Raw genomic sequence first — 12952 nt, forward strand, 5'->3', positions numbered from 1 at the left:
TGCCATACAGACACACCTCGTTATAGTTGATATATTTATTATAACAATCTGTGTCTACTTTTTAGTCTAGCATCATTTCTCTTCTTGATTTAGCCCTTCACTAAATTTTACTTACCATGTTACTAAAATATGGTGAGAATTAGAAAATGATATTAGGAAGTTAAATATTAAATATAAAATAGACAAACACCGCTCCAATTTAATCTCATCTTACATATTTTATCCTATAGGAAAAAAAATAGGAGGTGAGAGAGATGTTTGGATTTTCAATGGTTCAATTTACAAGGAACTATGGTTCAAAAATGGACAAAAACCTTAGGAAGAATCTAGTGAATTTATATCGTCCATTTAAATGGACACCGTGTTTTTTACACAAAACACTCGAAAAAATCATCAAGAAAACAAGGAAGTTTGATGTCATTATCGAGTACACAGATCAAAATGAAATTCAGGATAATGTCAAAGCAGTGATGAATCGTCATTATGGCTGCAAACTCAACTATGAATTTAAAACCATTCCAAGCTGTTCAGCAACGGTTACCGCAGCGGGTTTAGAGGAACTATTACAAACATGCACAAATGTAAAACGAGTCTATTTAAATTCAGAAGTAAAAGCATTACTAAATGTTGCGACTCCAGCGGGTAGAGCAGACGGTATTGTTCGAAATGGAACAGAACTAACAGGTGAAGGTGTAACAGTAGCGGTTATCGATACTGGAATCTATCCACATCAAGATCTGGAAGGAAGAATTATCGGGTTTGAAGATTTGGTGAGTGGTCAGGTGGAACCTTATGATGATAATGGACATGGTACCCATTGTGCGGGTGATGCAGCTGGCAATGGGATGGCTTCTGGAGGAAAATATAAGGCGCCTGCACATAAAGCAAATGTGGTTGGTGTAAAAGTATTAAATAAACTAGGATCTGGTTCACTCGATACAGTAATGAAGGGTGTTGAATGGTGTATCCTAAATAATCAGGATCCGAGCAAACCCAAAATCGATATTATCTCTATGTCGCTTGGTGCAACTGCACAGAGGTTAAATAACGAAGATGCTGATCCAATGGTACAAGTCGTAGAGAAAGCATGGGACAGTGGAATCGTCGTATGTGTGGCAGCAGGAAATGAAGGCGATGAACCTAACACAATTGCAAGTCCGGGGATTAGCAATAAAGTTATTACGGTTGGAGCACTTGATGATAAAAATACACTAGACGAGCGAGCAGATGATACAATCGCAGAATTTTCAAGTAGAGGACCGACAATTTATAATGTTCTTAAGCCAGATATCGTAGCTCCAGGTGTAAATATCATTTCGCTACGATCTCCTAACTCATATTTGGATAAGTTCCAAAAAGCAAGTCGTGTTGATGAACATTATATCACCTTATCTGGTACTTCGATGGCTACCCCATTCTGTGCCGGCGTTGTTGCATTAATGATTGAAAACAAGAAAAAACAGAATAAAAGCTTTACTCCTGATGATATAAAAAAAGACTTATTAAATGGCGCAGACAAATGGAAGGGCATCGATTACAACACGTATGGTGCAGGCTATATTAATGCACAAAACTCAATCAAGTAACTTTCCCTAAAAACAGGCTCAGGTAGCCTGTTTTTAGCATTAAATAAATTACTTGGAGGTGGAGTGCTTTGAGCAAATTTGAAAAAGAGATCGAACGTTTTGTTTCGGATTACTACAAAGACCATGATGAAGCGAAAGCAAAATTAGATGAATGGGCTGCAGAAACAGAAAAGGGATTAAGTGAGTTAGATAAGCAGGCGGGAGAATTTGAAAAAGGGCTTGAAACAAGAATGGAAAAGCTCAATCAATGGTTTTCTAAAAAGCAACAAGAGTTGGAAAAAAAATTAGAGGGGTAGGTACCCTGAATTTCCGCGTTTGCCCTGTGCTCCTGTCCTCACAAAATCACACCTTATAACATATTTTATAATGTACTCTTTCAATGAGGAGGTGCTAAATATGGGTTACGGTTTCGGTGGTTGCGGATATGGCGGCTACGGTTATGGCGGTGGAGGCTACGGAAATACATTTGTATTAATCGTAGTATTATTCATCCTATTAATTATTGTAGGTGCTTCTTTCTATAACTAATCACAACATTCCCCCAAGTAGAAGTACGAGTCAATCGGCTCGTACTTTCTCCATTTCATAACGGAAAATAGTTTTTTCAACAACCTCGCACATCTTTTAGGCGGGGCTCATACGATATAACACAATGTAAGGAGGCTTCGAAATGGACAATAACTTTTTTAAGAATATCGAAAAGAAAACAGGCGTAAATATGCAGGAGGTACTCCAGTTAGCAAACTCTTTGCAAAATGCGAATTTTAAAGATGAAAAAACAGTTCGTGCTGTAATTAAAAAGGTTTCTAAAATTGCAAATAAGCCAGTAAACAAACAGCTTGAGGATAAAATTGTAAAAAGCATCGTAAGTGGCGACGAAAAACTGGATTTTGGAACCATTTCAAAAATGATTAATAAAAAATAAGCGTGTGGTCTGGCCAAGTTGCCAGGCCTTTTCTGATATGACCCTTACAAATACATGGGAGGCTTCGAAATTTTTTAATAAATAACATATTGTAAATGATCGATACATAAAATCAATGAAAAAGGACGGAGGGCATACTTGGGATATATATTACCAATCAACAATGAACAATATAATCAATATGTACATCGGACGACAACTTATAAAACAAACCTTATGAGACTACATCAAGTAAATCCGGTGTCACTAAATCAAAATCAGCGTACCTATGATCTACACCAAGTTAAACAGAAAGCAATGACGAAAAAACAATGCCAATATATTGAAAATATCCGTTCTCAATATACTGGCAAAGGGTTGCTTTACAACGAGTCTATATAAAAAAGAGAAAAGGGAAGGTTAAAATTCCTGAACGTACAAGCCTTCCTCTTCATGCCATTCTGCATAAAGTAAATCCTTATATGTGGCTACCCCCTGACTCTTCAATTCCGAATGCAGCCAGTCTTCCGTAAATCCACTTTCCTTCAGATTTTCTTGAATTAATATGCCATCACTTACTAATGTAATAGGGAGACGAACCTTCTGTTCCGCCATATTATAATCTTGGCGTGTAGGTGGTTCATATTTAGACTTTTTTAGGACGCTAATTGAGCCATCTGTTTCTAAAATCGCATACTCGGCCTCTCTAATTGAAAAAACATCCTTCGCCCGAAGAAGATGCTGTAATTGGTTGATATCTAGTTTGTTTTTCTTTAATTGTTCTTTAATAATTTTTCCTTGATGAATAATAATTGTTGGCTTTCCCTCAAGAAATGGCCTGGTTCTTCGAATTTTCTGTGTTATTAATTCAATTACATAAATTAATAATCCCCATACAATAATGGAAGAAAATATTTGCCATACGCCAATTTTTTGATCATAAACGGCATTTCCAACTAATTCACCAAGTACTAATGCGGAGATAAAATCAAAAGGTGTAATTTGCGTAATTTGTGTTTTACCTAATATTTTTGTAAGAACGAGTAAACCTAACAGACCAACCACTAGATCAAATGAAATTTTTAAAAATTCCAAGTCATTCACCCCTCTTTGGTAGAATGAGCAGGTTTACCCTTTTTTATCCATGAAAAAAGGATGTCATAAAAGACATCCTTATATTTCTTTAACCATTGTGACATGCGGTATACCAGCATCCATAAATAGACCTGATACGGTTTCATAACCTAGCTTTTTATAGAAATTTTCTGCATGTGTTTGTGCATTGAGCTTTAATTTTGAAATGCCACTTTCTTTTGCAATGTCCTCCATTTTATGCATAATAATATTCCCAGCACCTTTTTTTCGGTGTGAAGCGAGAACACAAATGCGTTCTACTTTGCCGTATTCGTCAAGCACACGAAAACGTCCAGCTCCTACAGGATTATTGTGATCATAGAGGACAACATGTGTAGCTTCATCTTCAAATTGATCAATCTCTTCTTCAAGAGGTACCTTTTGTTCATCGACGAAAACCACTTTTCTAATCGTATAAGCATCGTCTCTTTCTTTGTTGTTCGTTACAATTCTTGCTTCCATGGTGTAATCAATTTTCCTTTCCTAAACGAAATGTTTCATAAACGGTCCAAGATCCATTTTCTAACTGATAGAGGAGGTGGATACGGTCAATTTGCTCTTCGTGCTCCATTTTTAACATACGTAATTGGCCATACACATCTGAATGTTCATCGCTAGATAGTTTTTGCCCAATTGTAATATGTGGAACAAACGCATACTCAGGTTCACCTGCAAAATAACCAGAGTGAAGTGCATTATGTAGTTTTTGTAATTGTTCATTAGGATCTACTTTTAAATAAATTACATTATTTACTGGGGAAAAAGAACTTACCTTTAATACAGTTAATGTAAATGGATTTACCTGTTTGGTAACCGCTGCTAATTCCCTTGTAATATCCACAATTTCATTATCGGATGCCTCGAATGCATTTTTTACCGTGATATGCGGTGGAATTAATGCATAATGCGGATCATAGCGTTTACGATATGAATTTGCGATGTCTTGCAGATTTTTGGATGGGAAGATAACAATGCCATATTTCATTTGTTTTGCCCTCCTATAGTTTTAAATTTCAAAACGTAAAGTACCTAATGTTGTAATACGAAAAATGATAACTTAATTATAACAAATATTTGAAAATGATAGAATAAAAAACAGTTATTTGAGCATTTTTGAAAGGGCCCTTGGTAAATCAGGTTGCCAATATTTCCACGTATGGTTTCCGTTGAATTCTTCATAAAAGCAAGGATAACCTTTGCTCGTGATGAGTTCGTGTAATTTTCGGTTTGGCGTTAAAAAATCCTCAATATCACCTTTTGTTGTTTTTACTTCGGTTTCACCTGTCCCGATTATATGATATAAGTCAAGGAGATGAGGGTCTGCAAAACGTTCAACCTGCAACAGAACATGATCATTTACAAGGGGAGATTGCATGATTACCTTTCCAAAGGTATGAGGGTATTCAATTGCTGTTAAAAGCGAAATAGTCGCTGCAAGTGAATCCCCAATTAATGCTCGACCTTGCCCCATCTGAAAGGTTGAGAACTCTTGGTCAAGAAAGGGTACCAGTTCTTCTCCTAAAAAGCGCTTATACAAATGATGCTGCTCACCATCAGGGTGATATTTTTTGCGGCGGTCTGCGACACTTTTATAAGGAACCCCCACAATTATGGTATTGCTTATTTCACCTGTTTCAATTAGCTTATCCGCAATTCTCGCAACCCTGCCAAGATTAAAATAATCGCGCCCATCCTGAGCGATGAGAACATTATATTTATAGAGAGGGGAAAAGGTGGCAGGCAAATAAACGATAAGCTCAAGTTCTTCATTTAAAAGCTTACTATGTATAGTCATTTCCCTAACAGTGCTTTTATTAATCGTCATCTTTTTAAACCTCCAAACAATCGATTAAGTTAATCTGCATCATTATTATAACGCTTGAAAAATAGGAAAGCGACAGGAAAAACTTCCTGTCGCTTTCGGTACATATTACGCATTAAGCGGCTGCTTCATCCGTATGTTTCTTTTCAGATTCTGCAACATATACAGCACACGCTGCATCACCTGTGATATTAATAGCAGTACGTGTCATATCAAGTAATCGATCAATACCAATAATTAAACCGATACCTTCTGGTGGCAAACCAACTTGATTTAGAACCATGGCAAGCATGATTAAACCAACACCAGGAACACCAGCGGTACCTACACTTGCAAGCACAGCTGTTAGGATAACCATAATAATTTGCGTAAACGTTAGATCAAATCCGTATACCTGTGCAATGAAGATGGTGGCAACACCTTGCATAATAGCTGTACCGTCCATATTGATAGTCGCACCTAATGGTTGAACAAAGCTACTAATTGGTTCAGGAACCTTTAGATTTTTTTGTGCAGTATCCATAGATACAGGAAGAGTGGCACTACTACTTGATGTACTAAAAGCAACCGTCATCGCAGGTGCAAAACCTTTGAAAAACTCAATAGGGTTTCGTTTTGCCAATACTGCAATCGTACCACCATAAGTAATGGCTGCGTGAACAAGTAAAGCGGCAAGTACAATTAAGAAGTAAGCAAGCATGGCTTTAATTGCAGCATACCCTTGGCCACCAATAGCAGTCGCTATTAAGCCGAACGTACCATATGGAGCCGTCTTCATTACAAGATTAACAAGATACATTAACACTTCATTTGCTTGCTCAAATAAATTAACAATACCTTTTGTTTTTTCGCCTAACACGGTTAGAGCAAAACCTATAAAAATAGCAAATGCAATAATTTGAAGCATATTTCCATCAGTCATTGACGTAAATGGATTTGTCGGGATAATTCCAATTAGTGTTTCCATAAATGGAGGAGCTTCAGTTGCCCCTTCATAAGTAGCCCCTTGCGTATCAAAGGCTCCACCAGCGCCAGGCTTGAAAATGGAAGCTAGCGCGATAGCAATTGTAATCGCTATCGTTGTTGTTGCTAAAAAATAAGTGATCGTTTTGGCACCAATTCTTCCGAGTTTCTTAGGATCACCAAGGCCTGTAACTCCTAGAGTAATAGAAACTAAGACAATTGGAACAACAAGCATTTTAATTAAATTCAAGAAAATTTGACCAAGTGGTACGAATAACCACGTATTCGCAAGTTCAAAAATGGAAGGTGACGTTACGTTTAAGATAAGACCTACAAGTGCACCAAGACCTAAACCTAATAAAATCTTTTTAGTTAATGACATAAAAAACCTCCTCTAAGTTGTATTGAAAGTGTTTTCTTTTTTTGGCAAAACAAATGGGAATGCGCATGTCGAAGAACAGCATTCTTTTCGTAAGACACAAAAAACCACGAGAGTGTGGCTCGTGGCTTATCGATAAAATTGCGCAACAATGCTCTCTCCAAATGCTTACGAGGTTAGCTGTCGGATTCGGATGAAGAGTATCTCCTACCTTTATAAAAAAGGATTCACCCCGTGTGCTCTTTTGCACGTTTATGGTTCCCCCGTTTCCCAAAAATGGGAATTCAGCGACTATTAAATTGTACTTTGCCTTGATATTATATTTATACAAATAAAATGAATATATGTCAATAATAACATATATTTATGGTTTTTACGATGTTAATATTTTCATAGGAAAATAGTGAACGACAAATAGCAAAAACCACAAAATTATGTATTCACGATAAAATGACTAGAATTTAATTGACAAACACTCAAAACGGATGTATATTATGAATTATTCATATAGTGATTCCGTAGCTCAGCTGGGAGAGCACTACCTTGACAGGGTAGGGGTCGGAGGTTCGAGCCCTCTCGGAATCATCATGAGATCACTTGAGTTTTCTCAAGTGATTTTTTTGCGTTTATTTTTAGACTTTGGATAATAATTATAATAATTTTATCCGTTTTTGGAGAAAGTATCCTTGTTAGGACTAGACTGGGAGGTTGGTCGTTCACATGGAGGATAAAAACAAGATTCGTCTAACAGCTGCGGAGATGTCGAGCTTATGGACACAATACATAAACGATACGTTAGCTGAATGTGTTAATTTGTATTTTTTAGATAAAGTTGAAGATGAGGAAGTACGTCCAATTATTGAATATACACTGGAAGCATCTAAAGAAAACCAAAAAATTGTACGTGAAATTTTTGAAAAAGAAGAATTTCCTATCCCATTAGGATTTACAGAACAGGATGTAGATTTTAAAGCTCCTAGACTATTTTCTGATACTTTCGTATTAATGTACCTAAGGCAAATGTCTATTCTCGGAATGGCAGGTAGTAGTGGAGCACTGGGCCTTGCGACACGGCCCGATGTAATTGCTTTTCATAAGCGGGTATTAAATTTAGGTGTTGAATTGCAGGACCAAACACGTGAATTAATGTTAAAACAAGGAATATATGTAAGACCTCCGTATATATCTATTCCCGACAAGGTTGATTTTGTAGAGAAACAGCATTTTTTAGCTGGTTTCATGGGGAAGAAAAGAGCACTAACCTCTATTGAAATTAGTCATTTATTTTTAAATATACAGACCAATGCGATTGGTAAGGTACTGATGACAGGATTTGCACAAACTGCAAAAGGTGATGATGTAAAAAAATTCTTAGTAAGAGGAAAGAAACTTTCGCAAAAATATATAGAACTTTTTAGCGACTTTTTAATCAAAGAGGATCTTCCTGCTCCAATGAGTTGGGATTCAGCTGTTACAGATAGTAATGCGAGTGTTTTCTCTGATAAACTTATTATGTTTCATGTGTCAGCTATGATTGCAGCGGGGATTGGGAATTTCGGAATGGCCATGGCGGCTAGTCCAAGGAGAGATATAGGATTTAGATATGCATCATTAATTCCAGAAATTTCGATGTACGCTGAGGATGGGGCAAATATTATGATTAAACATGGGTGGTTGGAGGAGCCTCCACAAACAGATAACAGAGAAAAAATTATTAAAAAACAATCTTGATAAAAAAAGACAAAGAGAACGTATCAGTCCCTTTGTCTTATTGTGTTTATTAATATGTTTAAATAAAGGATTAAGCCGACTTAACCGTAACATTCTTCTTTTCTTTACGTTTCTTAGCATATTCAGCAGTTGCAGTGAAAAGTACGTCCGATGATGAGTTAAGAGCAGTTTCACAAGAGTCTTGTAGGACACCGATGATGAAACCAACTGCAACGACTTGCATGGCAACATCGTTCGGAATTCCGAATAAGCTTGACGCTAAAGGAACAAGTAAAAGTGACCCACCGGCAACACCAGATGCACCTGCTGCTGAAATTGCTGATAAGACGCTAAGAATTAGAGCTGTTGCAAAATCAACTTGAATGCCGAGTGTATGAACAGCTGCAAGAGTAAGAACAGAAATCGTTACTGCGGCACCAGCCATATTTACAGTTCCGCCTAATGGGATTGAAATAGAATAAGTATCTTTATTTAATCCTAGTTTTTCACAAAGGTTCATATTAACCGGAATGTTTGCTGCTGAGCTTCGAGTAAAGAAGGCTGTTAGCCCACTTTCTCTTAGACATCTAAATACAAGTGGATATGGGTTTTGACGAATGTAGAAATAGACAATTAAAGGATTCACAATAAGTGCAATAAAGAACATACAGCCAAGTAAAAGGCCTAGGATTTTTCCATATTCCATTAATGCAGATAGTCCATTTGTTACAAATGCGTCGAACACTAGACCCATGATTCCGATAGGAGCTAGGCTGATTACCCATTTTACGACTGTTGCGATTGCATCAGATACGTTGGTAATTAATGTCTTAGTTGTGTCGTTTGCATTTTTTAATGCAATTCCAAGAACAACTGCCCAAGCTAGAATTCCGATGTAGTTTGCATTCATTAGGGCATTAATCGGATTGTCTACAATATTAAATAGTAATGTTTGAAGGACCTCTAAAATACCACTTGGAGGTGAAAGGTCTTCTGCACCAGAAACAAGTGACAGATTTACTGGAAAGATAAAACTTGCCAAAACGGCTACGAATCCAGCTAAGAATGTACTTATTGCGTATAAGCCGATAATCGATTTGATATTTGTTTGGGTTCCACTTCTGTGTTTAGAGATGGCGTCAATAACTAAGAATAAGACCAATACAGGTGCAACAGCTTTTAGTGCACCTACAAATAATGAACCAAAAATACTAACCCATTTTGCTCCTTCTGGTACGACTAATGCTAATAGGATACCAACGATAATACCACCAAATATACGTTTAACTAGGCTAATCTGATTCCATTTGTAAAAGATTTCTTTCATATTCTTTCCCCCTTTTTCATGGTTGTCCATCTTATTATCTTATGAAATTAATATTATATGAATAATATAATATTTGTTAGTTTAACACGAAAATTGTCAATTGTGTATAAAATTTAAGAGTTGGAAATGAAATTTTAAGGTGAAAAATTTGGTATTTAAAAAACATAGAACTCTTTGACATAAAGGAAAGTTATGAAAGTATAGGCATTATTGATCATAGAAATCAAGTTTCTCAAACCTATACATAAGTAAAAATGACTACCTTATAGTCACAAGAGTTTCGGTATACTAAAATAATAGTTTTGAGATAATTAGCTTTAAAAAAAATAAAAAACAACTAATCCGTGATAGAAATTAGTCGTTTTCTTCATTAACATATTTTTTGAATTAAATTTGGTGAGTTATTGCTAGGCGAGTTTACTAAAGACGAAACCTCATATGCCTCCATGTTGTCAGCAGTCAGTGGTTTGAGTAGATGTGAAACCCTCGATACATCCTTTAGAGATGGATTAAGCCATGCTTGTTCGTCCTCTTTATTTAATATAACTGGCATACGATCGTGAATATCCCTCATTAGTTCGTTTGGGGTTGTGGTAATGATTGAACAAGAATATAAGGTATGCCCATCCGGAGATTTCCAACGTTCCCAGATTCCCGCCATTGCGAATATATCATTCGATTTTAATTTAATTCGTATCGGTGTTTTTGTTTTGTTAGGCCCTTTTTTCCATTCATAAAAGCTATCCGCAATAATCAGACAGCGTCTATGTTTAAAGGCATGTCTGAAGCTTGGTTTTTCAGCCAATGATTCAGCGCGTGCATTGATCATTTTATATCCGACTTTCTCATCCTTTGCCCATGAAGGTACAAAGCCCCAACGTAAATAACCTAAGCGATTTTGTGTACCGTCATTTATAACTGAAAGGACCGAATGTGAAGGGGCAATGTTATAGCTTGGTTGATATAAATCTTGTTCAATTGCCGCTTTAATATCAAAACGGTTAAGTATATCTTCGTACTCTGCAAAAAGAGTAAATCGACCACACATTATGCATCACCTCATGTTTTAATATATTGGAGGATTTTTGGATATTGGTAACTTGATAAGAAAAGAGGTTCCTATCCCAACCGTACTTTCTACATCGATTGAACCTTTTAATTGCTCAATAATTTGAAAACAAATGGTCAGCCCTACGCCAGTTCCTTTATCTTTTGTTGAATAAAAAGGGGTACCTATTTTGGAAAGTTGTTCTTTTGTCATTCCAGGACCATTGTCAGTGATTTTAACAATAATGTCTTGGTCTGTTGCAAAAGCATTTATTTGCAATAAGCCGTCATTTCCAATTGCTTCTATTGCGTTTTTAATAATATTTATCAAGACCTGTTTGATTTCATCCTTATTCCCGTTAATGTATAGCGAGTCTTCAATGAAGGTTTCAACCTCAATGCTTTGAATATTTGTATAAGATGTCATGAGTTCAACCGTTTTTGATAGTTCTTCGCTGATGTTTACCAATTCAGTATTACTATTATTTGGCTTAGCAAGAGATAAATAATCATTTATGATCGATTGTGCACGATTTAATTCAGAAAGGGTAATAACGATATAATTTCGCTGTTTATCAGTAATGTTATCATCTCGAATAATTAACTGCAGAAATCCATTTACTGTAGTTAGCGGATTGCGTACCTCATGGGCAACTGATGCTGCTAGTTGGCTAACTACGTTCAATTTTTCAGAACGTCTTAATTCCCTTTGTAAGAGAATTTGTTGCTTTAAGTTCTCAATAAGTAGAACTACTAATAAGATGGTAATCCACGTAATAAACGAAAAAAGGATCATAATTAGAATTTGATCAACTTGGTTATATTTTACTAAGGTAATTGCTCTTGTTATAACAATGAAACTGTAAATACATGTAAGTGTGATTAGCTTTTTATTTAATAGAAGAGAATGGTACCTTTTTAAGAGAAAATAAAAAATGAATACAATAATTGCGTAATTCATAATAGACAGGAGAACGTTAGTATATCCAAGCAGTAATAAATAACCTAGCATAATTAATATAACAACAATTCCTTGGATAAATCCTATATAGAGGAATGCGATAAATATCGGGATTATCCGAAAATCATAAGCGAATCCATTCGCGTATGTTACTGGGAAAGTGACAGTTAAAAGAAGCATAATGATAATCATTCCAAGAAGTTTATTTCGGTGAAGCTTTGGAGAAGAATGATTATCTTGGATAGTCAATAAATAATATATAAGAATAGGAAAAATAACGATTAATACATGGTAAAGAACATGTCCAATATGCTCTAACAACTTTTGCTCCATCTCCCTCTTATTTCTAAAATTTTTGAATACTGCTTTTTGTTAGAAATTCGACATATTCACCGATAATCCTTCTATATTACTTGCATACTCGACAATATTTTGACAAAATGAGATATGCTATTCAACCCAATCATAATTCTTTTTTTCTTAATATGGGTATGATACAACTAAACATATCTATAATATTGGAGGCTTATTATGTTTAAAAAATTATTTGGAAGTAAAGATAAAAAAATTGAGGAAGTGTTAGTGGCTCCTGCAAATGGAAAAATCCTTGCACTAGAAGAGGTTCCAGATCCTGTCTTTTCTCAAAAAATGATGGGCGATGGCCTTGCGATCGATCCGTCAGAAGGGAAAGTCGTTTCTCCTGTGAAAGGTGAAATAATTCAGGTCTTCCCGACTAAACATGCTATTGGTATAAAAACTGAAATAGGTTTAGAACTTCTTATACATATAGGTCTTGATACAGTGAACATGAAGGGTGAAGGCTTCACTACACATGTAAAAGAAGGGGATAAAGTTGAGGTTGGAACCGATCTCGTAACCTTTGATTTAGATTTAATTAGAGAGAAGGCAGCGAGTACAATTACACCAATTATCATCACTAATTTTGATGCAGTTGAAACGTTTGAGATAATTGGAAGTGGCCAAGCAACAGCGGGTTCAACAGAGCTTGCAAAAGTGAAGAAAAAATAAGCTTACGGTCCTATAATCTGTACCCCTTGTAAAGGACATTTTAAAAAAAGCTAGGCTACTTTAAGAAGATGATCTCTGTATTGAACAGGG

The 12952-nt window shown here is 35.9% G+C and carries 15 protein-coding genes, 1 tRNA gene and 1 riboswitch; of the genes, 8 read left to right on the plus strand and 8 right to left on the minus strand.

What is annotated here, in order from left to right; translation table 11 throughout:
* Positions 1 to 254 precede the first annotated feature (254 nt).
* The 5 genes from ACR65M_RS24455 (at position 255) to ACR65M_RS24475 (ending at position 2892) form a co-directional block, all read left to right on the plus strand.
* Positions 255 to 1586: a S8 family peptidase gene (locus ACR65M_RS24455; RefSeq protein WP_440274645.1), complete on the plus strand. Its 1332-nt coding sequence runs from the start codon at positions 255 to 257 to the stop codon at positions 1584 to 1586.
* Between the two features lie 68 nt (positions 1587 to 1654).
* The gene (yjzK, locus tag ACR65M_RS24460; RefSeq protein WP_440274646.1) at positions 1655 to 1882 is read left to right on the plus strand and encodes a protein YjzK; all 228 of its coding nucleotides are present in this window, start codon (positions 1655 to 1657) and stop codon (positions 1880 to 1882) included.
* A gap of 100 nt (positions 1883 to 1982) precedes the next feature.
* On the plus strand, positions 1983 to 2114 hold the full coding sequence (locus ACR65M_RS24465) for a YjcZ family sporulation protein (protein ID WP_099364869.1): 132 nt from the start codon (positions 1983 to 1985) through the stop codon (positions 2112 to 2114).
* Positions 2115 to 2256: 142 nt separating this feature from the next.
* The gene (gene spoVIF / locus ACR65M_RS24470; protein ID WP_099364870.1) at positions 2257 to 2511 is read left to right on the plus strand and encodes a sporulation-specific transcription regulator SpoVIF; all 255 of its coding nucleotides are present in this window, start codon (positions 2257 to 2259) and stop codon (positions 2509 to 2511) included.
* Positions 2512 to 2649: 138 nt separating this feature from the next.
* The gene (locus ACR65M_RS24475) at positions 2650 to 2892 is read left to right on the plus strand and encodes a hypothetical protein (protein WP_440274647.1); all 243 of its coding nucleotides are present in this window, start codon (positions 2650 to 2652) and stop codon (positions 2890 to 2892) included.
* Positions 2893 to 2910: 18 nt separating this feature from the next.
* Here ACR65M_RS24475 and ACR65M_RS24480 read toward each other — a convergent pair whose 3' ends face one another.
* The 5 genes from ACR65M_RS24480 to ACR65M_RS24500 all read right to left on the minus strand — a co-directional run bounded on the left by ACR65M_RS24480 (position 2911) and on the right by ACR65M_RS24500 (position 6791).
* Positions 2911 to 3585 carry a DUF421 domain-containing protein gene (locus tag ACR65M_RS24480; protein ID WP_440274648.1) on the minus strand — a complete coding sequence of 225 codons (675 nt, stop codon included), beginning with the start codon at positions 3583 to 3585 and terminating at the stop codon, positions 2911 to 2913.
* A gap of 78 nt (positions 3586 to 3663) precedes the next feature.
* Positions 3664 to 4086 (minus strand): GNAT family N-acetyltransferase, encoded by a 423-nt coding sequence (locus tag ACR65M_RS24485; RefSeq protein ID WP_440274649.1) that lies wholly within the window; start codon positions 4084 to 4086, stop codon positions 3664 to 3666.
* A gap of 7 nt (positions 4087 to 4093) precedes the next feature.
* A complete protein-coding gene (locus ACR65M_RS24490) occupies positions 4094 to 4609 on the minus strand; it encodes a YjcG family protein (RefSeq protein ID WP_440274650.1) in 516 nt (171 codons plus the stop codon).
* A gap of 114 nt (positions 4610 to 4723) precedes the next feature.
* Positions 4724 to 5449, minus strand: coding sequence for an alpha/beta hydrolase (locus ACR65M_RS24495; RefSeq protein WP_440274651.1), 726 nt, complete (start codon positions 5447 to 5449; stop codon positions 4724 to 4726).
* A 112-nt stretch (positions 5450 to 5561) separates the two neighbouring features.
* The gene (locus tag ACR65M_RS24500; RefSeq protein WP_440274652.1) at positions 5562 to 6791 is read right to left on the minus strand and encodes a dicarboxylate/amino acid:cation symporter; all 1230 of its coding nucleotides are present in this window, start codon (positions 6789 to 6791) and stop codon (positions 5562 to 5564) included.
* A 146-nt stretch (positions 6792 to 6937) separates the two neighbouring features.
* Positions 6938 to 7088, minus strand: a riboswitch (cyclic di-AMP (ydaO/yuaA leader).
* Positions 7089 to 7300: 212 nt separating this feature from the next.
* Here ACR65M_RS24500 and ACR65M_RS24505 point away from each other — a divergent pair.
* Positions 7301 to 7373, plus strand: a tRNA-Val gene (locus ACR65M_RS24505).
* Between the two features lie 135 nt (positions 7374 to 7508).
* Complete coding sequence (locus ACR65M_RS24510) at positions 7509 to 8519, plus strand: DUF3231 family protein (protein ID WP_341332281.1); 1011 nt, start codon at positions 7509 to 7511, stop codon at positions 8517 to 8519.
* 70 nt (positions 8520 to 8589) lie between these two features.
* Here the strand turns inward: ACR65M_RS24510 and sstT are convergent, their stop codons facing one another.
* From sstT to ACR65M_RS24525, 3 genes are all read right to left on the minus strand, one after another.
* Positions 8590 to 9825, minus strand: a complete 1236-nt coding sequence (sstT, locus tag ACR65M_RS24515; protein ID WP_440274653.1) for a serine/threonine transporter SstT — start codon at positions 9823 to 9825, stop codon at positions 8590 to 8592.
* A gap of 370 nt (positions 9826 to 10195) precedes the next feature.
* Complete coding sequence (locus ACR65M_RS24520) at positions 10196 to 10873, minus strand: SOS response-associated peptidase (protein WP_341332279.1); 678 nt, start codon at positions 10871 to 10873, stop codon at positions 10196 to 10198.
* 18 nt (positions 10874 to 10891) lie between these two features.
* Complete coding sequence (locus ACR65M_RS24525) at positions 10892 to 12166, minus strand: ATP-binding protein (RefSeq protein ID WP_341332278.1); 1275 nt, start codon at positions 12164 to 12166, stop codon at positions 10892 to 10894.
* 198 nt (positions 12167 to 12364) lie between these two features.
* On the opposite strand from ACR65M_RS24525, the gene ACR65M_RS24530 reads away from it, so the two are divergent.
* The gene (locus ACR65M_RS24530) at positions 12365 to 12862 is read left to right on the plus strand and encodes a PTS sugar transporter subunit IIA (RefSeq protein ID WP_341332277.1); all 498 of its coding nucleotides are present in this window, start codon (positions 12365 to 12367) and stop codon (positions 12860 to 12862) included.
* The last annotated feature ends 90 nt before the right edge of the window (positions 12863 to 12952 follow it).

It is taken from the genome of Ferdinandcohnia sp. SAFN-114 (genome assembly GCF_059415045.1).